The 25,175-nt window shown below is 71.2% G+C and carries 18 protein-coding genes and 2 tRNA genes; 11 read left to right on the plus strand and 9 right to left on the minus strand.

Annotation, left to right across the window (positions count from 1 at the left end):
* Positions 1-31: 31 nt before the first annotated feature.
* The 3 genes from B6G06_RS02225 to B6G06_RS02235 form a co-directional block, all read right to left on the minus strand.
* Positions 32-1,117: an LCP family protein gene (locus B6G06_RS02225; RefSeq protein ID WP_240494083.1), complete on the minus strand. Its 1,086-nt coding sequence runs from the start codon at positions 1,115-1,117 to the stop codon at positions 32-34.
* A 20-nt stretch (positions 1,118-1,137) separates the two neighbouring features.
* Entirely contained in the window at positions 1,138-2,124 is a 987-nt protein-coding gene (locus B6G06_RS02230) for an LPXTG cell wall anchor domain-containing protein (protein ID WP_081170763.1), read from the minus strand.
* Between the two features lie 289 nt (positions 2,125-2,413).
* Complete coding sequence (locus B6G06_RS02235; protein WP_081170765.1) at positions 2,414-4,534, minus strand: M13 family metallopeptidase; 2,121 nt, start codon at positions 4,532-4,534, stop codon at positions 2,414-2,416.
* Positions 4,535-4,626: 92 nt separating this feature from the next.
* On the opposite strand from B6G06_RS02235, the gene B6G06_RS02240 reads away from it, so the two are divergent.
* From B6G06_RS02240 to B6G06_RS02250, 3 genes are read left to right on the plus strand one after another with little or no spacing between them, the layout of a single operon-like run.
* On the plus strand, positions 4,627-5,088 hold the full coding sequence (locus B6G06_RS02240) for a ribose-5-phosphate isomerase (RefSeq protein WP_080462475.1): 462 nt from the start codon (positions 4,627-4,629) through the stop codon (positions 5,086-5,088).
* Positions 5,089-5,140: 52 nt separating this feature from the next.
* Positions 5,141-6,250 carry a glycerate kinase gene (locus B6G06_RS02245; RefSeq protein ID WP_081170767.1) on the plus strand — a complete coding sequence of 370 codons (1,110 nt, stop codon included), beginning with the start codon at positions 5,141-5,143 and terminating at the stop codon, positions 6,248-6,250.
* Positions 6,251-6,308: 58 nt separating this feature from the next.
* A complete protein-coding gene (locus tag B6G06_RS02250) occupies positions 6,309-7,319 on the plus strand; it encodes an Fpg/Nei family DNA glycosylase (RefSeq protein ID WP_081170769.1) in 1,011 nt (336 codons plus the stop codon).
* Positions 7,320-7,379: 60 nt separating this feature from the next.
* Here B6G06_RS02250 and epsC read toward each other — a convergent pair whose 3' ends face one another.
* From epsC to B6G06_RS02265, 3 genes are all read right to left on the minus strand, one after another.
* Positions 7,380-7,955 carry a serine O-acetyltransferase EpsC gene (epsC, locus tag B6G06_RS02255; protein ID WP_081170771.1) on the minus strand — a complete coding sequence of 192 codons (576 nt, stop codon included), beginning with the start codon at positions 7,953-7,955 and terminating at the stop codon, positions 7,380-7,382.
* 153 nt (positions 7,956-8,108) lie between these two features.
* Positions 8,109-9,044 carry a cysteine synthase A gene (gene cysK / locus B6G06_RS02260; protein ID WP_081170773.1) on the minus strand — a complete coding sequence of 312 codons (936 nt, stop codon included), beginning with the start codon at positions 9,042-9,044 and terminating at the stop codon, positions 8,109-8,111.
* 431 nt (positions 9,045-9,475) lie between these two features.
* Positions 9,476-10,207 carry an IMPACT family protein gene (locus B6G06_RS02265; RefSeq protein ID WP_081170775.1) on the minus strand — a complete coding sequence of 244 codons (732 nt, stop codon included), beginning with the start codon at positions 10,205-10,207 and terminating at the stop codon, positions 9,476-9,478.
* Between the two features lie 241 nt (positions 10,208-10,448).
* On the opposite strand from B6G06_RS02265, the gene rpmF reads away from it, so the two are divergent.
* From rpmF to B6G06_RS10610, 8 genes are all read left to right on the plus strand, one after another.
* Positions 10,449-10,613 (plus strand): 50S ribosomal protein L32, encoded by a 165-nt coding sequence (rpmF, locus tag B6G06_RS02270; RefSeq protein WP_073451189.1) that lies wholly within the window; start codon positions 10,449-10,451, stop codon positions 10,611-10,613.
* Between the two features lie 36 nt (positions 10,614-10,649).
* Positions 10,650-10,720: transfer RNA gene (locus tag B6G06_RS02275), tRNA-Gly, on the plus strand.
* A 53-nt stretch (positions 10,721-10,773) separates the two neighbouring features.
* A tRNA-Pro gene (locus B6G06_RS02280) sits at positions 10,774-10,847 on the plus strand.
* A 614-nt stretch (positions 10,848-11,461) separates the two neighbouring features.
* Entirely contained in the window at positions 11,462-11,884 is a 423-nt protein-coding gene (locus tag B6G06_RS02285; protein ID WP_080462469.1) for an Hsp20/alpha crystallin family protein, read from the plus strand.
* Between the two features lie 207 nt (positions 11,885-12,091).
* Positions 12,092-12,250 (plus strand): nitroreductase family protein, encoded by a 159-nt coding sequence (locus B6G06_RS02290; RefSeq protein ID WP_229657941.1) that lies wholly within the window; start codon positions 12,092-12,094, stop codon positions 12,248-12,250.
* Positions 12,251-12,318: 68 nt separating this feature from the next.
* Positions 12,319-13,914: a DEAD/DEAH box helicase family protein gene (locus B6G06_RS10440; protein WP_240494084.1), complete on the plus strand. Its 1,596-nt coding sequence runs from the start codon at positions 12,319-12,321 to the stop codon at positions 13,912-13,914.
* A 27-nt stretch (positions 13,915-13,941) separates the two neighbouring features.
* Positions 13,942-15,585 carry a DEAD/DEAH box helicase gene (locus B6G06_RS10445; protein ID WP_240494085.1) on the plus strand — a complete coding sequence of 548 codons (1,644 nt, stop codon included), beginning with the start codon at positions 13,942-13,944 and terminating at the stop codon, positions 15,583-15,585.
* 35 nt (positions 15,586-15,620) lie between these two features.
* On the plus strand, positions 15,621-15,743 hold the full coding sequence (locus B6G06_RS10610) for a hypothetical protein (protein ID WP_268237220.1): 123 nt from the start codon (positions 15,621-15,623) through the stop codon (positions 15,741-15,743).
* A gap of 85 nt (positions 15,744-15,828) precedes the next feature.
* Here the strand turns inward: B6G06_RS10610 and B6G06_RS02305 are convergent, their stop codons facing one another.
* The 3 genes from B6G06_RS02305 to B6G06_RS02315 are packed head-to-tail and all read right to left on the minus strand — an operon-like array spanning position 15,829 to position 25,114.
* The gene (locus B6G06_RS02305; RefSeq protein WP_081170779.1) at positions 15,829-16,098 is read right to left on the minus strand and encodes a ribbon-helix-helix domain-containing protein; all 270 of its coding nucleotides are present in this window, start codon (positions 16,096-16,098) and stop codon (positions 15,829-15,831) included.
* 51 nt (positions 16,099-16,149) lie between these two features.
* Positions 16,150-18,639 carry a 3'-5' exonuclease gene (locus tag B6G06_RS02310; RefSeq protein WP_081170781.1) on the minus strand — a complete coding sequence of 830 codons (2,490 nt, stop codon included), beginning with the start codon at positions 18,637-18,639 and terminating at the stop codon, positions 16,150-16,152.
* A 1-nt stretch (position 18,640) separates the two neighbouring features.
* Positions 18,641-25,114, minus strand: a complete 6,474-nt coding sequence (locus B6G06_RS02315; RefSeq protein ID WP_081170783.1) for a DEAD/DEAH box helicase — start codon at positions 25,112-25,114, stop codon at positions 18,641-18,643.
* Positions 25,115-25,175: the final 61 nt, after the last annotated feature.

Genomic DNA, 25,175 nt, shown 5'->3' on the forward strand with positions numbered 1-25,175 from the left:
GCGCGTGAACAGCGCTGGGTCGCCCGGGGCGTCAGGGCGCGCAGGTGCCGGGGGCGTAGCCCCGGGCCCAGAGCGCGGAGTAGGTCTCCGGCGTGGGCAGCGCGATGAAGCCGCCGCCCTGGGTGGGGGCCGGGACGGTGGTGACCTCCACCGCCCGGGAGTCCTGGGCGCCCTCGACCCCGTCGGCCAGGTCCCAGCCGAGCCGGGCGAGATCGATCAGCCCCGTGCCCTCGTCGGTGGTGAGAGCGCCGGCCACGGCGCGCGCCAGGGAGCGCGCGCCCCACGGGGTTGAGGCCTCCTGGGCGAGGGCCGTGATGAGGGCGCTCATGACGAGGCCGGTGGATTCGCTGCGGCGCTGGGCCCCCTCGGCCTCGCTCAGGGCGGTCCACTGCCCGTTGCGCAGAATCTGCGGGTGGCGGGAGCGCACGAGCGCAAGGGCGTCGATCCCGCTGAGGGTGTGCGCGCCGGAGGTGGGGATGTCGAGCCCCGCCATCTCGTCGCGGACGGGCTCGGGGATGTCGAGCGTGAGCCCGCCGACGGCGTCGACGAGGCTCGCGAAGCCCCCCATATCGACGGTCACCAGGTGCGCGGTGGGCACGCCCAGGGCGGAGCACAGCAGGTCGACGGTGCTCTGCGGGCCCTGGAGGTAGGAGGTCGTCAGGCGCTCGCGCTGAAGGCCGCCGGCGGTCAGGGTGAGGTCGCGGGGCAGGACGATCGCGCGTGGGATCCCGGGGCCGGGCTGGAGGAGGACGACGACGTCGGCCCGAGCGCCCGACCGATCCTCGGAGGCGTCCCCGTAGCGGTCCGGCCCGCCCGGCACGCTGAGCCGGGAGTCGGTGCCGATGATGAGCCAGGTCTCGCCCTTGTAGGGGACGGTGGCGTCGCCCTCGGCCAGGGCGCTCGCGGGGCGGGGCATCGCGACGGGCACGTGCCTGATGCGGTGGGCGAGGAGCCCGAGGTCGCCGAGCGCCAGGGCGAGGACGAGCACGAGGCCGGCGATGAGAATGGTCAGGGCGCGATGAGCACGGGCGGAACGGCGCGCCCGGGCCCCGAACGCGATGAGCGCTTTCGGGGCCCGGGCGGGCGCGGGGCCAGGAGCGGCGGGTGAGCTGCTCACTCGACCGACCCGATGAGGCGTCAGGCGCGACGATGACGGGCCGCCAGGAGCAGGCCGCCGGCGGTGGCGAGGCTGCCTCCGATGATGATGAAGGTCATCGCGTCAGCACCGGTGCTGGCCAGGTCCTCCTTCGCGGGGGCGGCGTTCTGCGCCGCGGCGGGAGTAGCGGTGTTCTGCGCCGCGGCGGGAGCAGCGACGTTCTGCACCGCGGCTGGGGTGGCCGGGGCAGCAGTGGCAGTGGCGTCGGGGGAGCCCATGAGCTCGCTGCCGTCCTTGCCCTCGTAGGAGAACATGCCGCCGGAGACGGCCACCTTGCGCTCGAGAGTGCCGCCCTCGCCGTAGCGGGAGCCCTCGACGACGGCGTCGTAGGAGCCGTCGGCGATGCCGGTCGGGGCCGGGAAGGAGGCGGCGACCCTGCCCTCGGCGTCGGCGGTCATGGTGGCCAGGGTGGCCACGACGTCGCCGTTGCCGTCCCTGAGGGTCAGCGTGACGGTCTCATCGGGGGTGAAGCCGGAGCCGGAGAACTCGAAGCTCTGGGCGTCGCCGTCGTCCTTGAGGGTCAGCGCGGCCTCGGCCTGGGTGGCGTCCAGGATGAGGCGCTGGGCGGTGATCGTGCCATCGTCCTTGCCGTACTGGACGCACTGGGCCGCGAGGACCCAGGGCTCGGTGGTCGGGGCGACGCCGACCTGCCCCACGGCGTCGGCCAGGTCGATGGTGCCGGACCAGGTGCTGTTACCGGGCGCGACGTTGATGGTGGTGGGGGTCGCGGCCTTGATGTTGTCGTCCGAGTCGCCTTGGGCGAGGGTCACCAGGACGGTGGCGGGGTTCTCGGCGGTGCTGGCGCAGCCGGTGCCGCTGACGGGGAAGGCGGTGCTGGCGGGGTCGGCGGTGTCGGCGACGTCGTCGCTGAACGCGAAGTCGGGCTCGTCGGCGGTCGCGGTGGTGGTGACGGCGCCGGCGGCGAGAAGGGCCGCGGCGGTGATGGCGAAGGGGCGTCCAAGACGCATCTGTGTCCTCCTTGAGGTCGGGGTGCGCCATGGGGCGCCTGGGGACGGTCACGATCTTGCACCGATCCGATTGCGGTCGCAAGGGCGCATCGCCTGTATGACGAGCCCGTTTCACGTCCCGGGGGCTTGCGCACCGTACACGGTCCCGTCCGTTCCGACGACCGCCCATGGCCCGCAATGGCGCTCATTGGCGGTGACCGGCCGGCTCCCAGGAATCATCGGAGCCCATGGGACGCGACGGGGGCGGTGGGGAGTGCTCCCCGCCGCCCCCTGTCGGTGAGCCGCGGTCTTACCAAATGGACACGCGCTGCTCCGGGTCGAGCCACATGCCGTCGCCGGGGGACACGTCGAAGGCCTCGTAGAAGGCGTCGACATTGCTGGCGATCCCGTTGCAGCGGAACTCTGCCGGCGAGTGCGGGTCGATCGTCAGCAGCAGCTCGGCGTAATCGTCGCGGTTCTTCGTCCGCCAGATCCTCGCCCACGAGTAGAAGAAGCGCTGAAGGCCCGTCAGGCCGTCGATGACGGGTGCCCCCTCGAAGCCCTCGATGCCGGCGCGGGCCAGGGCCAGACGGTAGGCCTTGAGGGCGATGCCCACGCCCCCGAGGTCGCCGATGTTCTCCCCGATCGTCAGCGCGCCGTTGACATGGGGGATGTCGTCGGCAGGGGTGCCGGCCTGCTCGTGCCTGGCGGCGACGGCGGCCGGGATCAGGGCGTCGTACTGGGAGATGAGCGCGGAGGTGCGCGTGGAGAAGGCCTGACGGTCCTCGGGAGTCCACCAGTCGGCGACCTTCCCCGTGCCGTCGAAGGTCGAGCCCTGGTCGTCGAAGCCATGGCCGATCTCATGGCCGATGACGGCGCCGATGCCCGCGTAGTTGACGGCGTCATCGGCCCCGGGGTCGAAGAACGGGGGCTGGAGGATCGCGGCGGGGAAGACGATCTCGTTCATCGCCGGGTTGTAATAGGCGTTGACGGTCTGCGGGGTCATATGCCACTCGGCGCGGTCGATCGGCTCGCCCAGCTTGCGCAGGGCCCGGGCGTTCTCGTAGGCCTCCACCGAGCGGATGGAGGCCAGTAGGTCCCCGGGGGTGATGTCGACGGCGGAGTAGTCCCGCCAGGTGTCCGGATACCCGATCTTGGGGGTGAACTGGTCGAGCTTGGCCAGGGCGCGCTCGCGGGTGGCCGGGCTCATCCACTCCAGGGAGGAGATGGAGCCCCGGTAGGCCTCGATGAGGTCGGCCACGAGCCGCTCCATGGCGGCCTTGTGCTCGGGCGGGAAGTGCTCGGCCACGTAGATCTCGCCCAGAGCCTCCCCGAGGCTCGACTCGACCAGGCCCACGCCGCGCTTCCAGCGCGGCCGCAGCTCATCGGTGCCCTGCAGGGTCCTGCCGTAGAAGTCGAAGCTGGCGCTCACGAAGTCGCTGGACAGCAGCGTGGCCCGGCTCTGGACGATATGCCAACAGGCCCACGCCCGCAGGTCCTCCACGGGGGTGGACTCCCAGCAGCCGGCCATATGGGCGAGGTAGTCGGGCTGGTTGACGATCGTCTCGTCCAGGTAGGTGGTCCCCTCCACCCCCGCCGCGGCGGCGGCCGCCCGCACGCCCTCGCGCCAGGCCTCCCAGGGGAAGGCGGGGGAGGAGCCCACGATCTGCTCCCAGGTCATCGGGTTGTTCGTCCTGTCGATATCCCGGCAGGCCACGCGGTCCCAGTGGCCCTTGGCCAGGGAGGTCTCGAGGGCCATGATCCGCTCGGCCAGGTCCTGCGCGAGCGCGCCGAGGCGCTCGGGCAGCCCGGCGAGCTCCAGCATCCTGGCCACGTGGGCGACGTAGGCGGTGCGCAGGGCCTGGCGTCCCTCCTCGCGGTAGTAGGACTCATCGGGCAGGCCGAGGCCGGCCTGGTCCATCCAGGTGGTGTAGCGGTCCGGATCATTGATGTCGTTGTAGACGCCGGCGTCGATGGGTCCGGTGAAGTGCGCGCCCGCCCCCAGGGCCCGCGCGAGGGCCTCCTTGGTGGGGGCCTCCAGGACGGGGGCGAGCTCGGGGGTCAGGGGCGCTGCGCCCAAGGCCTCGATGCGCTCCTCATCCATGAAGGTCGCGAACAGGGCCCCGATCTTGCCCGCCGACGTGGTGGGGCGGGGCTGGGCCGCCTCCTCGCCCGCCGCGGCGTCGCGCAGGATCTCGTGGCAGGCCTCCTCGGCGGCGTCGCGAAGGAGCGTGAAGGAGCCCGTGCCCGGGCGGTCGGCGGGGATCTCGGCGGAGGCGAGCCAGGAGCCGTTGGCGTACCGGAACAGGTCGTCCTGCGGGCGCAGTCCGGCGTCGACGGCGTCGAGCTCGAGGACTCCCGCGCGGACACGGCCGGCATCGGGTGATTCAGGGGCGCTGGCTGTGCTGCCTGTGCTGGCTGTGGTGGTCATGCGCCCAACCTAACCCGGGGTCCATGCCGCTTCGCACATCTGTGGGCCGGCGGGGGTGGGCGCGCGCCGCGGCGCTGGGGCAGAATCGACCCATGCGCATCCATATCGCCACGGACCACGCCGCCTACGAGATCAAAGAGGCCCTCGTCGCTCACCTCCAGGATGCCGGCCATGAGGTCATCGACCACGGCGCCTTCTCCTACGACCCCGACGACGACTACCCCGCCTTCTGCCTGGCGGCGGCCCAGGCCGTCGTCGACGAGCCCGGCAGTCTCGGAGTGGTGCTGGGCGGCAGTGGGAACGGCGAGCAGATGGCCGCCAACCTCGTCGACGGCGCGCGCTGCGCCCTGGCCTGGAACCTGGAGACGGCGCGTCTGACCCGCGCCCACAATGACGCGAACATGGTGAGCGTGGGCGGGCGCATGCATTCGCTGGACGAGGCCCTGGCGATCGTCGACGCCTTCATCGCCGAGCCCTTCAGCGGGGCGGCGCGCCACCAGCGCCGCATCGACCAGCTGGCCGCCTACGAGGCGGCGCGCTGCGGGCGCGCCTGAGGCGAGCGCGGGGCGAGCCATTGACTGAGGAGAACATGAGAGGGGAGCGGCGATGCGGATCGTGCTCGCACCGGACTCATTCAAGGAGAACATGACGGCCCTCCGGGCCGCCAGGGCCATGGACGAGGGCGTGCGCGACGCCGTCCCCGGGGCCCGCACCGTCCTGATGCCCATGTCCGACGGCGGGGAGGGGTTCGTCGACGCGGTCGCCGCGTCCTGGGGCGCCGACATGATCAGCGCGCCCAGCGCCGACGCGCTCGGGCGCCCCATCGAGGCCGTCTACGGCCTGGCCGGCGACCGCGCCGTCATGGACGTCGCCGGCAGCGCCGGGCTGGAGCGAGTCGCCCCGGGCGAGCGGGACGTCCTGCGCTCCAGCACGCGCGGCCTGGGCATGCTCATGGCGCACGCACTGGAGGGCGGCGCCCGCACCCTCGTCATCGGCCTGGGCGGATCGGCGACGAACGACGGCGGGCTGGGCATGCTCACCGAGCTCGGCGTCCGCCTCCTCGACGCCTCGGACGAGCCGGTCGGTCCTGAGCCGGCGCGGATGGGGCGCATCGAGCGCATCGATCTCGCGGGCCTGTCTGCCGCCGCCCGCGGGGCGACCATCCTCGTGGCCTGCGACGTCACCAACCCGCTGACCGGACCGAATGGCGCGACGGCGGTGTTCGGGCCCCAGAAGGGCGTCAGCGCCGACATGGTGGGGATCCTCGACGCCCGCCTCGCCCGGCTCGCCGAGCTCACCGGCACGCGGGCCGAGGCGGCGCAGCCGGGGGCCGGGGCGGCCGGGGGGCTCGGCTTCGCGCTGAGCGCCTTCCTCGGCGCGCGCATGCGCCCCGGTGTCGAGCTCGTCGCCGAGGCCATCGGGCTGCGCGACGCGATCGAGCGGGCCGACCTCGTCCTGACGGGGGAGGGCTCCGTCGACGAGCAGACCCTCAATGGCAAGACGCCCGCGGGCGTGGCCCGCCTGGCCCGGGAGGCGGGCGCGCCGTGCGTCGTCTTCGCCGGACGGATCAAGCCCGGCGCGGAGATCCTCCTCGACCACGGCGTGCGCGACCTCGTCAAGGTGGGGTCCCCCGACGAGCCGCTGGCCCAAGCCCTGGCCCGAGGCCCGCAGAACATGCGCGAGGCGGTCGCCGGCTACCTGCGGGCTCGCCTCTGACGCCCGCCCTTCACCGCCGGTGCGCGGGCGCGGGCCGCGCACCGGGTACCGTCGGCCCATGCCCGAAGGACATACCATCCACCGACTCGCCGCCGCCCTCACCGAGCTCTACGGCGGGCGGGCACTGAGGGTCTCCTCGCCCCAGGGCCGCTTCGCCGCCGGGGCGGCCCTCCTCGATGGCCAGGTCCTCCTGGAGGCGCAGGCCCATGGCAAGCACCTCTTCACAGCTTTCGCGCCCCGCGCCGATATGCCGGTGGACGACAGCGCCGTCGTGTGGCTGCGCATCCACCTGGGGCTGTACGGCTCATGGACCTTCGACGGCGACTCCCGCTTCACCGCCCCGCACGCCATCGGGGCGCCGCGACGGAAGGTGGGGGAGCGCGGGGAGCACGCCCTGCGCGGCGGCGGTGGCTCGGCGCTGGCGGGCCTGACGGGAGGCGCCGAGGATACGGATGGCGGCGCGGGCCATGGGGCCGGCGCGCCCAGCGTCCGGCCCGGGGCGTGGGTGCCGCCCGAGCCGCGCGGCGCCGTCCGGCTGCGCCTGCTCGGCGAGCACGGGGTGGCGGACCTGACCGGGCCGAACGCCTGCGAGGTGCTCGACGCCGAGGGCGTGGCGGCGGTTCGCCGTCGCCTCGGCCCCGACCCGCTTCGCGCCGACGGGGAGCGGGAGGCCTTCGTGGCCTCGGCCCGGGCGCGCCGCAAGGCGATCGGCGAGCTGCTCATGGACCAGTCGGTGCTGGCCGGGGCGGGCAACATCTACCGCGCCGAGACGCTCTTCCGCTGCGGCATCAGCCCCTTCAGGGCGGGCAACCGGGTGAGCCGGGCCCGCCTGAGGGCGGTGTGGGACGATCTGGTCCCCCTTATGGAGTACGGGGTGGCCACGGGGTTCATCACGACCGTCGACCTCGACGACGTCCCCGTTCCGCTGCCCGAGGACGATCCGGAGGCCGCCCGCTGGTACGTGTATCACCGCGCCGGGCGTCCCTGCCTGCGTTGCGGAACGCCGATCGCGGAGCGGGAGGTCGCCGGGCGCCGTCTCTTCTGGTGCCCGGCCTGCCAGCGCGCCTGACGCCGTCCCCGCTCTCCGCGGGCGACCGGCGGCCCGGAGGGCGCCCGGGGCGGGTGCCGGTCAGATGTAGATGGTGGGATCGGTCATGAGCTCGGGATCGATCTTGGGGTCGCGCACGCGGCTGGGCACGCCGACCGCGACATGCCCCTGGGGGACGTTCTTGATGAGCACCGCGTTGGCGCCGATCTTCGCGCCGTCCTCCACCGTGACCGGCCCCAGCACCTTCGCGCCGGCCCCGATCTGCACATTGTTGCCGATCGTGGGGTGGCGCTTGCCGGGGTTCATGGAGACCCCGCCGAGCGTGACCCCGTGGAACATGAGGACGTCGTCGCCCACCTCCGCGGTCTCACCGATGACGACCCCCATGCCGTGGTCGATGAAGAAGCGCTCGCCGATCTCGGCGGCGGGGTGGATCTCGATGCCGGTGAGGTTGCGGGCGGCCTGGGACAGGGCGCGGGCGGCGAAGCGGTGACCGCCGTTCCACAGCCGGTGCGCGGCCCGGTAGGCCCACACGGCGTGAACACCGGGGTAGAGGAGGGCGACCTCGGCGCTCGTCCGGGCGGCCGGGTCCCGGCGCCGCGCGGTGGCGAGGTCCTCCTTGGCCTGCGCCAGTAGGGAGCGGTGGCTGTGGGACATGACTCTCCTCGGTCGGTGGGGCGCTCTGATCGGGCGCGGGGAGCGGCTCGCGCCGTCGCCCCATGCCCCAACGCCGACGGCGGCGATCCTGTTCCCGGGACCACCGCCGTCGGCCCGGGGCGAGCCCTCAGGCGCCGTGGGGCGACTAGCGGCTCAGTTGAGGTAGTCGGAGTACAACGGCGTGGAGAGGTAGCGCTCGCCGGTGTCCGGCAGGACGGTGACGATCGTCCTGCCCTCCAGCTCCGGGCGCTGGGAGAGCAGGTCGGCGCCCGCCAGGGCGGCGCCGGAGGAGATGCCCACGAGCAGGCCCTCCTCACGCGCGGCGCGGCGGGCGTAGGCGATGGCGTCGTCGGAGGTGATGTGCAGCAGCTCGTCCCAGATGCCCTGGTCGAGGACTTCGGGGACGACGTTGGGACCGATGCCCTGGATCTTGTGAGGGGCGGCGGTGCCCTCGCTCAGCAGCGGGGACTCGCTGGGCTCGATGCCGTAGATCCTCACGCCAGGGACCTTGTCGCGCAGGACGGTGCCGACGCCGGTGAGGGTGCCGCCTGTGCCGATGCCGGCGACGAAGGCGTCGACCTTCCCGGCCTGCTCGAGGATCTCCAGCGCGGTGGTCTCGCGGTGGATCCGGGGGTTGGCCGGGTTGGTGAACTGGGAGGCGAGGATCGAGTTGGGGGTGGAGGCCTGGATCTCCTCGGCGCGCCTGACGGCTCCGGCGACGCCGCCCTCGGTCGTCAGGACGAGCTCGGCGCCGAAGGCGCGCATGAGTGCTCGGCGCTCCTTGGACATCGTCTCGGGCATCGTGATGATGACCTTATAGCCCAGGGCGGCGCCGACCATGGCCAGGCCGACGCCGGTGTTGCCGCTCGTGGCCTCGACGATGGTGCCGCCGGGCGCGAGCGCGCCGGAGTCCTCGGCGGCGCGCACGATCGACAGGGCGATGCGGTCCTTGACGCTGCTGGCGGGCTCGAAGGCCTCGACCTTGGCCAGGACGGTGGCGGGGCCGGAGATGATGCGGTTGATGCGGACCAGCGGGGTGGAGCCGACGAGGTCGGTGACGTTCGCGGCAATGGGGGATGCGTGGGACATGGGTTCTCCTTGAGGTGTGAATGGCGCTCCGGGCCCACCGCGCTGATGCGCACAGGGGCGTCCGGGAGACGGAGGAGTATGAGAGGGGGGCGGTTCGCGGCCGCGATGGTGCAGGGGTGGTCGAGGGGCCTGCGGTCCCGGAGCGCCGGGCATGCGCGCAGCGACGCGCGCACGTCTTGAGGAGCCTGGCGCTCTAGCGACACAGGCTGCAGGAGGCGGACATCTCGCGCATGAGGCACGTGGCCGGCACGGGCATCATGGGGTCCTCCTCTCGCGAATGGCGCCGTGACCGGGAAATGGCGACAGGCGCTGTGGGACAGACCCTAATGCCGCCCCGGTGGGTGACGTCAAGCGGCTCGGATCGTGAGCCGGCCCGATCCGCCGTCAGCGGAGAGGGGGGAAGGTGGGAGAGGGGGAGTCCCGGGCCCCGCTCAGGCCGGTGACCGGAGAGGCGATTCGACCAGCCTCGTGCCGACCGGGGCGGGCCTGGCGCCCCCCGCGGTGAGCGAGGCGATGAGCTCATCGGGGGAGGGGCCGCCGACCGGCGTGGACAGGAGGACGACGGCGTCGCTCGCCCCCCAGGACATCCCCTCCACTGCCAGCGCGCCGTCGGCCGCCCCCGCGGCGCGCAGCTCGGCCTCCAGGCGGCCGGCCCGCGCCACCGGCACCCGAACCTCCCACAGCGCCCGCTCACTGATGCTCACGCGCGAGGCGGCGGCGAGGGCCCGGGAGGCGGCCTCGGAGTAGGCGCGCACGAGCCTGCCGGTGCCCAGCAGGGTCCCCCCGAAGTAGCGGGTGACGACGATGACCGCGCTGGTGAGCCCGCTGCCCCGCAGGACCTCCAGGATCGGCTGGCCGGCTGTGCCCGAGGGCTCGCCGTCGTCGCTGGAGCGCTCGATCGCGGGGGAGCCGGGGGCGGCGCCCGGCTGGGGGACGATGAAGGCGGAGCAGTGGTGGCGGGCGTCGGGATAGCGGGAGCGGATGCGGGCGATGAAGGAGCGGGCGGCGTCCTCGTCGTCGGCTCGCTCGGCGCGCGCCAGGAAGTGGGATCGCTTGACCTCCAGGTCCGTCTCGGGCTGCTCGCCCGGCGCGAGCGTCAGCCGACAGGGCGCGGCACCGCCGGCGGGGGCGGGGGAAGCGGGCTCGGGGCGCTCGGCGGGCATGACGGTATGCTCCCATGAGTGCCCCGGCGATCGCCGGGCCGGTGGCGGGCTCGTGGTGGAGTGCCGTGCAAGGGTCGTGCAAGGGTCGTGGAGCTGCGGCGGTAGGGGGTGACGGGACCGATGTCACAGCTCTGGGTGCCATCGCCAACTGGAAGCGGCTTGTGCTGACTGGCTATGGTGTCCCCTGGTCCTGTTCGCCGGGATCGGAAGATCCCAAGGAGACTTTGAGAGGAGCGGGCCCATGGCAGTGCCGAAGCGGAAGATGTCCCGCAGCAACACCCGCAACCGCCGCTCGCAGTGGAAGGCCGAGCTCCCCCAGCTCGACACCATCAAGGTGAACGGCCGTGAGATCAGCGTGCCCCGTCGTCTGGTGAAGGCCTACAAGACCGGTCTTCTCGAGCACTGACGTGCGCGGCGCGGGCGGCGGCGCCGTCCGCCTTCTGCGGGTGTAGCTCAATGGTAGAGCCTCTGCCTTCCAAGCAGATTGCGCGGGTTCGATTCCCGTCACCCGCTCGATGAGGCCAGCGGGGCGCCCTCCACGGAGGGCCGCCCCGCTGCCGCATCCTCGGGCTGTAGCGCAGCTTGGTAGCGCGCCTGCTTTGGGAGCAGGAGATCGCGGGTTCAAATCCCGCCAGCCCGACTCCCATGCCGCCCGCGCTTGCGGGTGCGCGGCGCAGTCGTCGGCTCACGGGGCGCCATCCGTTCGTTGGAGTCGTATTTTTCATCGGTATCGCGGGGTTTTCTCGTATCCGGGTCAGCTCGCCCCGGGGGTGAGGACGCGCCCTGGGGTTGTGGACTGGCGGTGGGGCTGCCGACGTGCCCCGGGGACGCGTCCACGACCTCCTCGCACGTCGGCAACCAGGCCACGATCAATCCGGCCAAGACACCCCCGACCAGTAGACAACGCCCGACGGGCTCAAGGTTTGAGCGGCGGCTGTTCGGGGCGTCGTGGATTACTCGCCCCACTCATCCGTGGACGTCCCTTCTCGCCGCCCGCTCGGTGGGTGCTGGGCTCGTGGATGGCCCTGCCATGAATGTCGAAGGCGTTCCCGGAGCGCGTCCTGGGCTCCTCCGACCCGTCGCACAACCTTGAGTGAGTTGGACTCAACTTCTGGGAATAGGTGTCCGGGTGCTCCTGTTGTCACGGGTGTCATCGGCCGAGGAACCGGCCGGAGGCCCTTAGCGACCCCCGGGCCGGCCCGAGGCCGTACGAACCATCCGACAACAACCGTGAGCAACCGCAGGAGGAACATCATGGCTCGCACCCTCAACCCCTTCCAGGACATGGACCGTCTCTTCACCGACCTCACCCGCAGCCCCGCTGCCGTCGGCATGCCGATGGACCTGTTCCGCGAGGGCGACACGTTCTACGCGGAGATCGACCTGCCCGGAGTCGACCCCGCCAGCGTGGACGTCGACGTCGATGACCGCACGCTCACCGTGCGCGCCGAGCGCAAGACCACCGCGGGCGAGGGGGAGCGCTCCTGGCTGACCCGTGAGCGCCCGACGGGCACCTTCGCCCGCCAGCTCACCCTGGGCAGTCGAGTGGCCCTCGACCGCATCGAGGCCGAGTACTCCGACGGCGTGCTCCGCCTGACCATCCCCATGGCCGAGGACGCCAAGCCCCGCAAGATCAGCGTCGCCCACGGCGACAGCTCGAAGGTCATCGAGGCCTGAACGGCGAGCGATCCGTCGGGCCCGGCCGAGCCCTGGGCCGATAATGGGCCGCGCCCCCGCGCAGGGGCGCGGCCCATGTCCTCGCGCATCGCCCAGGGGGTTCGGTCGGCGGGCGAATGACCGAACGGGTCCTCGCCCCGGCTGGCCGGTGCTAAGTTGAGGCGCGGATGTCCTGTCCATCCCTCCACCCGTGTCAGGAGCCCTGCCATGGCCACTGAGACCGAGCGCCGGTCCGTTATCGCCACCGCCCACCGCCGCTACGCCACCAAGGCCTTCGACCCCGACCGCCGCGTCTCACCGGAGGACCTGCGCGCGATCCTGGAGGCCGGGCGCCCGGCCCCCTCGTCCTTCGGGTATGAGCCGTGAGCCTGCCTGGTGAGATGACCAGCGGGGGGCCGGTGCGCGGCGCAGGCCCGGCAGTGCGGGCTGCGGGCATGACTCCGAGTTCCCCGACTGCCCATCGCCTGCGGTTGCTCGACTACTGGTGGCTGCTGGAGCTGTTCAGCCCCCAGAAGGTGCCCAATCGCACCGAGCCCGCCGGATCGGAGGGCCGGTACCAGGTCGTCGAGTGGAGACCGGGGCAGCGATTGCCCTGGGAGGTGCTCGCACCCAAGAAGGAGGATGGCAAGAAGTTCGTGTGGAGGCACACCCTCTACCTGGGGGTCTACGACCTGGAGAACGCCTACCAGTACCTGCATCGCGCCTTCACTGACGACCGCGATGCCTTCGACGAGCGGCGCGGCGGCATGAGTGCCTGTGCGGGCGTGCAGGTCGATGACGAGGGGCACCTTGTGCCCGGGTCGGCGGTGCTGTCCTCCTCCCTGTGGGCCGTCGCCAGACTCGCCGTGCACCTGCACGCGCCGGTCCCGTCATGGGGCACCGAGTTCGACGCCGCTCAGCGGAGCTTCGCCGAGATGGCCGAGTGTTGTGATGCCGCGCCGGCCCTGCTCACCGCTCTCGCGCACAGCGTGTCGGGGATCGACGCCGTGGCCGAGCTCGCGAGCAGGCGCGTGCTGATCAAATCTGTCCTCGTGCGCGCGGGCAGTGCCGGGGAAGCGGATATCGACTTCCTCAACAGCTTCTTCCTCAAGGACCTTGCCGCCGTGCGCGCTGATGTCGCTACTGGGCGGTGCCCGGTAGCGCTGGCCTCATACCTGGCCGACGGTGGCCCACAGGTCCCGGCATCGCCCGTCGGCCCGCGGATCGATGTCATGAAGGATGACGACCTCGTCAACGCGGGAGTTGGAGCGGACCGGATTCCCGCGGGCCGATGGCCCTCAGCACCGCAGCACACGCTTGCTCTCAGGCAGCAGTTCGCCGTCAACCAGGCGCTGGCCGATCTCGGTCCGACGCGCGGCCTCATGGGGGTCAACGGCCCTCCGGGGACGGGGAAGACGACCATGCTGCGCGACATCGTGGCGGGCAACGTCGTCGAGAGGGCGAGACGCCTGGCTGCGCTGGAACGTGCGGACGATGCCTTCGTCGAAGAATCAATGCGGTGGGGGGACGATCGCTTCGACTGGAGCGTTCCCAGGCTGCGCGAGGAGCTGACCGGTTTCGAGATGGTGGTGGCCTCGGCGAACAACACTGCCGTGGAGAACATCAGTACCGAGATTCCCGGCGCCGCTGCCATCGACGAGCGGTGGCGGGGGCGAGCCGACTACTTCTCGGATATCGCGTCGGCGCTCCTGACGGCCTCCGCACCCCGGCGCGAGAACGATGGCAGGAGATCAAGACCTCTTGATAGCGCTAAAGAGGCAGGCAGGAGTCGCCCGAACGGCAGGGGATGGGAAGACAGGAGCGGCGGTGGGGGCGCCGGCGGACCGTCCAGTGGCAAACCCGCCTGGGGGCTCGTGGCCGCACGACTGGGCAGCAAGAGGAACCGGACGGTGTTCCGAAACGAGTTCTGGTTCGACAAGATCGACCCGAGAACGGGGCGGCGCCAGCTCGGCACCGCCCCGCGCATGCTGTCACGGCTCCAGGAATGGAAGAGCGGAACGGCGCCTCATCCGATCTGGTCGCAGGCGTGAGCCTCGTTCAGGCGGGCGGAGCGGCGAGTGGCCGACCTGGTGGACGTGCGACGCGAGGCGCAGATATGCCTTGAGCGCCTCAAGCAGGCCGGCCACGATCGGGCACGGGCGGACGACGAGGCGGAGCGCCAGAGCGTTCTCCTGGCGGAGGCCATTCAGGAGCTACGCGGGTGCGAGCAGGCCCGCGGCGAGGCTCAGGAGCAGTGCGAAGCGGCTGAGCGGGCCCGCAACCGGCACGTGGAGACCCGACCCGGTGCCCTCGAGACACTGCTGACCCTGGGGCGCGCAACCCGCGAGTGGCGCAGTGCCCTGGCTCCGCTCGAGCAGCGTCTGCGGGACGCCGAGGAGGCCGAGCGGGGCCTGCGGGAGCAGGCAGCGCGCCTGAGCTGGCGGGAGGAGGCGCAGCGGCACGCGGTGATCATCGCCCGGGACGCCGCCGAGCGGGCCCACCGCGAGGAGGATGAGTTGCTTGCCCGGTCGGCAGACTACCGTGAGCGCCTGGGTCAGGCGCATCCCGGACCGCAGTGGTCAGAGGAACTGCGCGAGCTGCGCGCCCCCTGGCTCGACGCCGAGCTCGACGAGGCCAGGTCGGAGCTGTTCCTCGCGGCGCTGCGCCTGCACGAGGACTTTCTGGCGAACGCGGCCGATAAGATGCTCAGAGGGCTGCGTGCCGCGATGCGCGTCGTGAGCGGTGATGCCCTTAAGGATCCGGAGGAGAACCGTGCCGCCTGGCAGATCCTGTTCCTCGTCGTCCCAGTGCTCTCAACGACGTTCGCCTCCTACGGCCGCATGTTCGCGAGGCTCGAAGCGGAGAGCCTCGGGTGGCTGCTGATCGACGAGGCGGGCCAGGCCGCCCCGCAGTACGCCGTCGGGGCGATCTGGCGATCGAAGCGCGTGGTGGCCGTCGGCGACCCCCTTCAGCTCGAGCCCGTTGTCACGATGCCGCGCAAGGCCATGCTCGATATTGCTGCGGCGTACGGTGTTGACCCGTCGTGGATCCCGCCGCGGGCGTCGGTGCAGACTCTCACCGACCGGGGCTCTCACTTCGGGACAACCCTCCACCAGGATGGGCGCCCCGTATGGGTCAGCGCCCCGTTGACCGTGCACCGGCGGTGCGATCCACCCATGTTCGGCCTGTGCAACAGCATCGCCTACGACGGCATCATGATCAACGGGCTCGAGCCCCGCGCGAGCCTGGGCGACGTCTTCGACGGCCCCGATGGCCCCCGCGTACTGCCCAGCCGGTGGATCGACGTCCCCGCGGGCGTACAGGGATCGCATATGCAGCCCGGGCAGGTCGAGAAACTGCGCGAGTTCATCTCCGTGCTCAAGGATGGACATGTGAGCCCGTCCCGGATCATCGCGATATCTCCGTTCCGGGAGATGGCGAATGCGCTGAAGGCGCTGGAGCGCGACTACCCGGGCCTTCGCGCCGGCACGATCCACACTGCGCAGGGCAGGGAGGCCGACGTCGTCTTCCTCGTCCTGGGAGGCAATCCTCAGCGACCGGGGGCGAAGGCGTGGGCAGCGCAGACGGTCAATCTCGTCAATGTCGCCGCGAGTCGTGCTAAGCGCCGGCTGTACGTCATCGGGGATCGGGCCTCGTGGGCGCAGTACAACTACTTCTCCCAGTTGTCAGCTGTGCTGTCAGAGTGCGGGGACGATGACTGAAACTCGTTGAGATAGTGGGGGCGAGCCTTCATCGCATGAATGATCAGCTCATAGCCGTCGTCGTAGATGAGGGCTACGAGCTCCAGGAGGCGACCAGCCGGATCGATGGCGATCATGAGCCAGCGCCGCGGGTCGTCCTCGTCGTCAAGCGGGCGTGAGATCAACACGTGGGAGGCCGCGTAGCGAACGGCGTCGTCATCGAGATGATCGCGGCGGTAGTGCTTGCGAGCCGAAGAATGCAAGTCAGGCACTGTGTGCCCATTCGCGCACGGCTGCTCGGACTGCGTCTGAGCGAGTGGCCAGGCCCTCGGCCTCGGCTCTGGCCATCAGTGCCGCGAGGGTGGCCTCGTCGAGTCGGACCGGAACCACCACACCAGGCCCCTCGCCCACCGGCGGGCGGCCGCGACGCGCCCTGGGCAACTGGGACAGGTCATAGCCGGCCTCGGCCTCGTCAGCCCAGGCCTGAATCTGCTCGTCGCTCACGATCCTGCCGTGAAGGAGGTGCTCACCCACACCTATAGCGTATACGAAATACCTTCGAGGTGCGGTGTGTGGGCGCGCACGTCATCCCTTCCGCGCGAGCCCCTCCAGCAGCGGGCTGGCCTGCCCGCTCCAGGAGATGGCGAGCTGGTCGCGGGCGCGGGTGGCTGCCACGTACAGCAGGGAGCGCTCACGCAGGAGGGCGTCAGCGTAGTCGGCATCCGAGTACTGCTGGTCGCGCAGTGCACGGGGGATCGAGGCCTCCGAGATGTCGAAGAGCAGAACCTTGCGGAACTCCAGGCCCTTGGCGCGATGCATGGTCATCGCCACCGGGCGCCCCCGGCCCATCGCCTCCCTATCCACCGGGCGCATGTCGATGCCCCGCTCAGCCAGGCCAGTGACAACCGCATCGCGCCGATAGCGGTCGCGGACGAGGACAGCGATGGTCTCCGCGCCCGCCTCGCGCTGCTCGCTGTCCTCCGACAACCAACCGCGAAGCAGCTGCGCCGCGAGGTCGAGTTCCTCGGCTCGGGACCCTGCGTGCAGCAGGACCGGTTCGGGCCCGGATCGCGGTGAGATGTACCGGTGCTCCTCGGCACGCCCCTCCATGTCCTCGTACGACCCGGCATCGAGGATCTCGAAAGCGGCGCGCAGATTCTGGCGGGTCGTGCGGTAATTGCGGGTCAGTCGCCGTGACCGGCCCCGGATGTTGATCCCGTAGTGGCTCAGCGTGATCTTCTTTCCATAGATCCGCTGGTGGGAGTCCTCGGCCAGGAAGAGGTCGTCTGGCCCAGGCTCGACGAGCGCGCGCAGGAGCAGCAAGTGCGCTGGGGTGAGGTCTTGCGCCTCGTCAACGAGCACATGATCGAAGGGCCGCGCCCTGTCCTGCTTCGCCTCGGCGTCGAGCCAAGCGGCGGCTAGGGCGAGCTGCTCGGCGAAGGAAGTGACGTCCAGCTCCGCGCTGCGGTCCCGGTAGCGCTCCATGGCCGCCCACACCTCAGCGCGTTTGCGACGATCAAGCGCCACACCCCTGCCCGGACGGCGCACGCGCAGATACTGCTGGAGGGTCGTCACGTGTTGCGGCAGTACGACGAGTTCGTACTCGGAGGCAAGGAAGTCTGCTGACTGGAGATTGGCGGGCAATCCCTCACCCGTCAATGCGAGAACGTCACCCCATAAGTCATTCTTGGCGTAAGCGAGGATTCGGGTGCGGCGCCGGCCCAGAACGCGCTCGGCGACCGGCGCGATGCTCTCCCCAGCCCGCTGGAGGATGGCCCGAGCCACCCTGTCCAGGCCGGAGACGAGCACACCCGGCTCATCGACCTTTTCCGCGAAGGCGATGCCCGGGGCCAGCTGCGCCAGCTGACGGCTCAGGTCGTCGGCGAGGTTGCGCGTGTAAGTAGTCAGGAGGATGCGCGCCGTGCCCGTTCGTTGGCCCCCGCGCCTAGCAGTGTCGGAGCGAGCCGATCCCTGCTCCATTTCGGCCATTCGTCTGGCCAGGGCGGCCGTCCGGTGCACAGTGACAACGGTCTTACCCGTTCCCGCCCCGCCGGAGATCCTCATGGGACCGTTGGAATGCCGCTCCACCAGATGGCGCTGCTGGGGGTGGAGGAAGAGCTGCCACTGCGCGAAGGTGAGGCCCTCGATGGCGCGGCGCAGGTCTTCATCGGTCTCCAGCCACGTGAAGTCAGCGCGAGAGGCCCTGCGACGCAGGCCCGAGATGACCTCAGCGTCAGTGGGCTCAGCTTTGACCTCCTGCGGGTGGAGGAGCTCGAAGTCCTCACGCACGCCCTCGATGCTCGTTCCCGTGGCCAGCGCCAGCAGCGCCTCGCCCTGCCAGGAGGGGGAGGCGGTGGCCGCCAGGTCGAGCAGCTCGGACTCGCAGGTGGCGGCGAGCGCTGCGGCGGCGAGGCGGACGTCGATGCCCAGCTCGTCGCGCAGGGACTCCACTGTCAGACCATCCGGCCATACCGGACGATCGTCACGCGTTGTCACGACGACGCCGGGCCTCGCCGCCTCAGCCCTGGGTGCCGGCGCCCTACTCTCAGCCCCAGGCCGCGGGGGGAGAGAGATCGCAGAACCAGCCTCCACACGGCGGCGCGCCTCGGCATTGCCGGCCTCGAGGCGCGCGGCCTCGCGGGCGATCTCCTCAGCCTCCCTCCGCGCCGCGTCCAGTCGCCGGCGAGCATCGCGCCTGGCCTTATCGACGGCGTGCGCGTCCTGGCCGGTGGCGTCACGGACGTCGAAGACCTGGGCGATGCCGTTGTACGGGTTGATGCCGACGGTCACGCTCCGGGCGATCTCAATAGCCTCGTCATGCGGCCAGATCCCGTGGATGACGTAGACGGGCTGTCCGTCGCCGTCGAGTTCGAAGAGCACGGCCCGGTAGAAGTCGGTGACTCGGGCAGTGCGCACCCTGCGGTCCACCGACTCCCGGATGGGTTCCACATGGAGCCCGGCGCTGGTGGTCCCGGCGGAGAGCTTGGTGAGGAAGGGGCCGATTTTCGAGCGCAGGGAAGGGTCCTTGCGAGTAGCGTCCTTGGGCTTGTTACTGGGCCACACAATCGTGGGCATATCAGCGTCCTTCCAGAAGCGTGCGGATCTCGTCGGCGGTGACGGCAGCATCATGCCCCACCCTTACGACACGCCAATCGGCCGCGGTTAGGGCGGTGACCTCATCGTCGTGGGGATCGACGACGACGGCGACACGCTCATCCGGCCACGACAGATCGGTCATGACGCCGTCGGCCTCCTCCTGGCCCTCCCGCCCGAAGCGCACACCGGCGGCCGCGAGATAGGGCAGGAGTGTGAGGACCTGTGGGGCGGCAAGTTCCCGGTCGATGCTGTCCCAGCCGAGATCCCTCATCGCCGAGGCGTCAGAGCCCGGCCCGTCAGCGACGGTGGCGCGATCGCGCAGTTCCTCGAGGGCGTGGCTCGTCGTCGTGATCGTCACGGGGACACCGGACAAAGGGAGGACGTTGCTCAGGCGCAGCCAGCTCAGCCAGGCGTCCCGATGCTCGGGCGAGGCCAGCGCCTCCTCGGAGTCATCGATGACGAGTGCCATGCCGGTCGTGCTTGTTCCGCTGATCTGGAGCGCCAGGGCCAGGTGTGGCCCGTAGAAGACTGCTCCTGAGACTGTCGTCGTGGGGGCGAGAGGGGTGGGCAGGGCCTGGGAGGGCAGGAGTGCGTGGACCGCCTCCCAGGTCGGATCCGCTTCTGGGCGCTTGGCCTTTGCGTAGTTGAGCGTGGCGTTGCCGAAGAAGGCGCTGTGCTCGGCGGCGCCGTGGATGAGTGGCACCCCGACCGAGGCGGCGAGGGCGGACAGCGCAGTGGACCGGGAGCCAACGCCGCTGTCCTCATCACGCAGCATGGCTGCCAGCAGAGCCATGGGCCCGCCCCGCCAGACCTCGATCGCTTCGTCGGTGATGGCCGCGGCGCGGGCCGCGACCAGGTGGCCGTTCATCAGGGAAGTAGCCGCCTCTTTGTCGAGCCACTGCGGGTTCCATGCGCCGTCGAGATCCTCCTTGGCCACGGAGATGACCCGGTAGCCGCGGGCGCGCAGGGCGGCGCGCTTCCTCGCGTCGTCGGCCAGGCGATTGTGCCTTCGGCTCGCGTGATACCTCAGACCGTCGGTGTAGATGGCGATGGGGGCGCGCCCGGAGACGTGCAGCGCTGTGAAGTCAGGACGAGTGCGCCCCACGTCGAGCTGAGGGCGCAGCCGCCAACGACCGCCGTCGAGCTCGAGGGCCGGCGCCCCGGAGGCGTCGCCGATGACGCGCACGCTCATCCGGGCGGAGAGCAGCTCCTTGAGCTCGGTGCGGAAGCGCGCCTCCAGGGGGCTCTCACCGGAACCGGCACGCACGGGCTCTTCGGTGACTGCCCAGCGGGGCTCGGCCGGGTCGAGGTCGCCGGCCGTCTCGTGGGTGTCGAGGCCGAGGATGAGCCTTAGGGCGTGCAGGGCCGAGGCGCGGGAAACCTCCCTGGTGGCCGTGTCGACGGTGTAGCGCTGGAGGCAGTGGTGGCACAGGTCCTTGCCCTCGGCTGCGCAGCGGCAGGTCTCGAGGCGCTGGGCGGTGCTCACGAGCAGGCCCCACATGACGGTGGGCTCGTCGAGACCGGTGAGGTAGCCGGTGCCGCCGGGAACTGTGTCGTGGAGGAGGAGTGCCGGGCGGGTCTCGCCGGGACCGCCCTGACCCACCGGGTAGGTCACGGCCATAACGCCCAGGTGGTCGGGGGTGCCGCCGGTGGCGATCTCCAGCCCGAGCATGAGGGCACTGGCCAGAGAGGCCACCCCGATCGGGTCAGAGGCGAACTCCTGGGGAAGGATAATCGCGAGAGCCTCAGTGACGAGGTCGCGCATGAGGTCCATCTGGATGACGTGCTCGCGCGGGTCGCCGCGGTGCGCGCACCAGGCGCGATGCTCTCCCGGGGAGGAGACCCCGGTGCTGGAATCGAGCTTGCCGCAGGCCTCGCACAGCCGGAAGCCGCGGGCACGGACCGGTGTGCTGCCGACCTGGTCGACGGACTGTCCCGGTAGGGCCCGCCCGGTGTTGAGCCATCGCAGGGGCAGGTTCCGGAACCGGCTGAGCCCGAGCCCGGTGGCCTTGACGCTCCACTGCCGCTCGGCGCGCGTGGGGTCGAGGTCGGCCAGGGGGAGGACCTCGAAGCTGACGGAGGCCCGCTCGTCCCGGGTGTCGCTGATGCGGGCATCGTCCCGGGCGACGTCGGCGAAGACGCGGGTCAGGCGCAGGACGCGTCGCGCCCGCCCGACGTCGGCGATGCTCGTGTCCCCACAGCGTGGGCACTGGCTCGGGGCCGCGGGCGGTGTGTCGGAGGGGTCGTCGTCCTGGACGTAGCCGCAGGAGGCGCAGGTCAGCCACCAGCGCGCCTGCGCGGCCAGGTTGGAGGAGTCCACCCCGTCGATGCGCATCTCCATGCCGTGGGTGTAGAAGGCAGCCCCTGGGGCCAGTTCGCGCAGGGCATGGGCGGAAGCGCGGTCGAGGTCGTAGGGCTCGGTCTTGAACTCGTCAGTCTCCGGGTCGCGCCAGGACACGCGGGCGGATAGCCGGACGGAGTCATCGATGAGGGCGTAGTTGGGAAGGACGCCGTGCCTCTCCAGGGCGGCGATCCAGGGCTCGTCATTCAGCCTGATGAGTTGGGCACCGATGGCCTTGTGAGCGCTCTTGGCTCCGCGCAAAGCGCGCCGATCCTCCTCGGTGGCGTTGGGGCGCTCAGTGGCGGCGATGAGCTCGGGCAGGGCCACCTCGATCTGCTCGCGCTGGTGGTGGAGCTGCTCGACCTCGGCCCGGTACTCGGCAGCGGCCTGCTCAAGCATGAGGCGTGGGCCGGCCCCGTCGTCGGCGCTCACCCAGTGCGCCAGCCGGCCCAGCGCGGGTGTGCGGTTGGTGAAGGTAGCGGTGAAGGCGGCGGCGAGCACGGCGCCGTCGCGGGCGATCCGCTCGATGACGGCAGCGAGGAAGGTGCCCTGACCGCGCGTGTCGAAGACGGTTCGGGCAATGGGCCGGCCCCGGCCTCCGCCCGGGACGGCGGGGTGGCCCTCACGGGTGAGAGTGTCGATGACGTAGGCGAGGAACTGGCGGCGCAGGATCTCCTCGGCGCCCAGATAGGTGGACGGTGGGGCAACGGCACCGTCGAGCAGGTGAGCGGGGTCCTCCAGGAGGCGGATCTGTCTGGGGCGCCCGCGAACGTAGGCCAGTGCGAGGGCGGAGCCGTTGCGGCGGCCAGCGCGACCGACCCGCTGCACGTAGGAGGCGACCGCGTCCGGCAGGGAATCGAGCATGACGGTCGACAGATCCCCGATGTCAATACCCATCTCCAGGGTGGGGGTGGCCACGAGGACGTTGGGGTCGGCGGGCTGCTGGATAGGGCGCTTGAACCCCTCTTCGACGGCGGCCCGCGCGTTGGCATTGAGCAGGGAGGTGTGCTCGTGGGCATCCACCCGCCGTACATGAGAGGCTGTGTACATGCTGCGGTAGAAGCTGTCGGCGGGGTGCCGGGTGGCGGCCAGGCGCCCGGGGCAGCGGGCGACCAGGCAAGGGGCGCCGGCGAGCTGGTCGACGGTGGCGGGCGCGGCAGGCAGCTGGCTGCGGCAGACGTCGCAGACGAGGAGCAGCTTGTCTGTGCTTCCGGCCCCCAGGGGAGTGACGAGGACCCGGTCGGTGGGCAGGCCGTAGACGGTGCCACCCGAGACGGTCGGGGTGGCGGAGAGGATGTCGGCCTCGGCGAGCTGGGCGAGCAGGGCGGCGGCGAGGCGCGCGGCGTGCGTGGGGGCGACGCCCAGGCACGCGCGGGCCCAGATGGCGTACCAGGACTTCAGGGAGAGGACCGGTGTGAAAGCCGAGTAGCGAGTATTGATATTCCCCTTGACTTGAGGGAAGGAAGGCGCGGAGCGTCCGGCAGGGAAGGCGGGCTGGCCCTGGTCGCGGCGGCGCTTGTACCAGATCCACAGGCGCTTGCCGTCCTCCTCCTTGTAGCGCTTGAGCCACTCGTGATCGATGGCGCCGTCGCGGCGCATGCGCTCCACCGTTCCGCGCACCCAGGCGAGCAGGCCAGCCTCGGTGAGCGACTCCAGGCCGGGCAGGGAGTCAGGCGCGCCGCCCCCACCGAGAGCCGCTCGGGCAATCCGGATCAGGTCCGTGGACTGGCCAGCATCCACGTGGACGGTCAGGGATCCGGTGGCCTCCAGGGTGCGGCCGTAAGTGGACTGGAGACCGATCTCCAGGGCGATGTCGAACAGGAGTCGACGGCGCACGTAGACGGCCGCCTTGCGGCGCTCGCTCGCGGTGGCATCGGGTTCCCAGTAGGGCTTGAACTGCGGGTGCTCGGCGAGGGCGGCGGGGACGAGGCGGTAGCGGTCGAAGGCGTCGTTCGCCGCGGCGTCGAGGGTGGTATCGGCCCAATTGACCAGGGTCGTCTCGGTGTTGAGGGTGCCGCGCAGTGCGGAGCGCAGGCTCATGGTGTGCGAGCGCTGGTCGATGAAGCCGGCCCGGTGGGCGGCGTCCTGGACGGAGTCGGTGAAGACGAGGGCGCGCTTGTCGGCGTCGTCGAGGGCGTCGTCGCCGAAGAGGGTGGTGAGGCTGACGGATAGGAGGGTGGCGACGGCGGAGCCGAGGAAGCGGATGGAGTCCGCGGCTCCGCAGGAGGGGCAGACGTCGTGGGTGGTGTCCTCGGCGATGGCGCGATCGTCGCCGGTGAGGACGAGCACCGGTAGGTAGCGGCCCTCGCGGGTCTCTAGAGAGCCCTCCTCGGGGATGCGGGTGAGGAGCTCTCGGTCGGCGACGGAGTACCAGCGAAGCCCGGGGTGGTGGCGGGCCGGATCCGGCTCACCGGTCTCGACCCGGCGACGGTAGTCGGCCTCCTCACCGGGGGCGGCGAGCAGCGCGCGGAAGCGGGTGTCGCCGAGGACGCGGTCGCGGCGGACCTCGCTCTGGTCGGCCTTCTCACCCTGCCCGGTGGGGGCGAGGCTGATGCCCCATCCGGAGCGGCCGCAGGAGCGGCAGTACAGGGCGGGCCGTGCGGGGACATCCTGGGATGATCGGTCGGCGGTGTCCGACCAGCGGAAGGCGGGGCGGGCATCGAGGAGGCGGTCCACACGGGTGACCTCGCGAATCCAGAGGGTGACCTCGACGCCGATGGCACTGCGGTCAGGGGCTCCGTCCAGTCCCGCCCGGATGGTGGACAGAGCGGCGAGGAGGACGGCCAGGGCTTGGCGACTGACGGCGGGGTCTGTCAGCTGGGCGGGGGAGAGGACGGAGGCGGCAAGGCCAGCCAGGGGCGCGGCCCGGTTAGCGCGGCTGATGAGGTCGATGATGTCGGGGTGGGACTGGATGGCGTGGGCGAGGTTGGGGGCGATCAGGTCTGTGACGCGGTCGGCGGGCTGGTCGTCCTGGAGCTGGTAGAGGATGGAGACGACGTCGGCCAGGAGCTGTGCGGAGTCGGTGACAGGCTGGTCGGCGAGGTCGGCCAGGTGGGCGAGGTCAGTGGGGGACAGCGCGGTGAGGCGGCGGGCCTTCAGGCCGAGGCGCGCGGTGGCCGCCCGGTGGGGCTCGGCCCACGTGTCAAGGTCCGTGCGGGTCTCGGTGATGACGGCCTCAGGAGGCAGTTTGGCGCCGAAGACGTCGCGGGCGAAGGCGAGCATGTGGGTGGGGTCCCCGCCGTCGCCGAGGGTAGCGGAGGTGGCCACGGGGCAGACGGGACCCAGTGGGGAGCGCTCGTAGTCGGCCTGGCGGGGGTCGTCATCGGCCAGGCGGGCGCGCAGGGCGAGGCCGAGGCGTCGCAGGAGCATGGCGACGTCGGTGCCCTGGGCGCCGTCGTAGGTGTGGAATTCGTCGAGGATGAGGTAGGTGAGGGAGGCAGCGGATGTGCTCCACAGGGCCCGGTCCTCTGGGCGCAGGAGGAGCTGGTCGAGCATCTTGTAGTTGGTCAGGAGGATGTCCGGCGGGTCGGCGCGGATGGCGTGGCGGTCGGTGATGAGGGAGGACGGGCTGACACTCGCGGTCGGGGTGGCCGAGGCGTCTCCGGTGTAGAGGGCGGCGCGGATGCCGGCGAGCGAGGAGTCGGAGGTGAGCAGGCGGGCGAGGCGACCGGCCTGGTCGGAGGCCAGGGCGTTCATGGGGTAGAGGATGAGGGCCTTGAGTCCGGTGACACCTTCGGCCCGGGCGCGCAGCACGTGGTCGAGGACAGGGTGGAGGAAGGCCTCGGTCTTACCGGAGCCGGTGCCCGTGGTGATGAGGGTGGGCTGGGGGCGGTGGCCGCCCTTGGTGGTGAGGCGCTGGTAGGCCTGTTCCTGGTGGCGGTAGGGCGTGAGCCCGGGGTCCCAGTCGAGGACCTCGGAGCGGGCGCTCGCGGGGACGTAGGGCAGGCGAAGGCGGACGAAGGGGCCGACGAAGACACCGTTGTGCTCGTTCTGGAGGAAGTCGGTGAGGGCGCGCCGGGGCTCGGCATCCGTCAGCGCGAAGGTCGTTGACAGGTAGTCGACGATGGCGGCGCGGATGCGTTCGGCCTGGAGGCTGGGGAGCAGGAGAGTCATGGTGCTGTGGTTAAGGGCGGAGAAAGGTGTGGCTAGTGCTGGGCTCGTGGGCCTGAGATGA

The organism is Actinomyces gaoshouyii, assembly GCF_002076915.1.
GTDB classification, from domain to species: Bacteria; Actinomycetota; Actinomycetes; order Actinomycetales; family Actinomycetaceae; genus Actinomyces; species Actinomyces gaoshouyii.

Bases quoted from the DNA above. Each gene is read 5' to 3' on its own strand.
- B6G06_RS02230 (WP_081170763.1), bottom strand. From the start codon at position 2,124: ATGCGTCTTGGACGCCCCTTCGCCATCACCGCCGCGGCCCTTCTCGCC.
- B6G06_RS02235 (WP_081170765.1), bottom strand. From the start codon at position 4,534: ATGACCACCACAGCCAGCACAGGCAGCACAGCCAGCGCCCCTGAATCA.
- B6G06_RS02240 (WP_080462475.1), top strand. From the start codon at position 4,627: ATGCGCATCCATATCGCCACGGACCACGCCGCCTACGAGATCAAAGAG.
- B6G06_RS02245 (WP_081170767.1), top strand. From the start codon at position 5,141: ATGCGGATCGTGCTCGCACCGGACTCATTCAAGGAGAACATGACGGCC.
- B6G06_RS02250 (WP_081170769.1), top strand. From the start codon at position 6,309: ATGCCCGAAGGACATACCATCCACCGACTCGCCGCCGCCCTCACCGAG.
- epsC (WP_081170771.1), bottom strand. From the start codon at position 7,955: ATGTCCCACAGCCACCGCTCCCTACTGGCGCAGGCCAAGGAGGACCTC.
- cysK (WP_081170773.1), bottom strand. From the start codon at position 9,044: ATGTCCCACGCATCCCCCATTGCCGCGAACGTCACCGACCTCGTCGGC.
- B6G06_RS02265 (WP_081170775.1), bottom strand. From the start codon at position 10,207: ATGCCCGCCGAGCGCCCCGAGCCCGCTTCCCCCGCCCCCGCCGGCGGT.
- rpmF (WP_073451189.1), top strand. From the start codon at position 10,449: ATGGCAGTGCCGAAGCGGAAGATGTCCCGCAGCAACACCCGCAACCGC.
- B6G06_RS02285 (WP_080462469.1), top strand. From the start codon at position 11,462: ATGGCTCGCACCCTCAACCCCTTCCAGGACATGGACCGTCTCTTCACC.
- B6G06_RS02290 (WP_229657941.1), top strand. From the start codon at position 12,092: ATGGCCACTGAGACCGAGCGCCGGTCCGTTATCGCCACCGCCCACCGC.
- B6G06_RS10440 (WP_240494084.1), top strand. From the start codon at position 12,319: ATGACTCCGAGTTCCCCGACTGCCCATCGCCTGCGGTTGCTCGACTAC.
- B6G06_RS10610 (WP_268237220.1), top strand. From the start codon at position 15,621: ATGAATGATCAGCTCATAGCCGTCGTCGTAGATGAGGGCTACGAGCTC.
- B6G06_RS02310 (WP_081170781.1), bottom strand. From the start codon at position 18,639: ATGCCCACGATTGTGTGGCCCAGTAACAAGCCCAAGGACGCTACTCGC.
- B6G06_RS02315 (WP_081170783.1), bottom strand. From the start codon at position 25,114: ATGACTCTCCTGCTCCCCAGCCTCCAGGCCGAACGCATCCGCGCCGCC.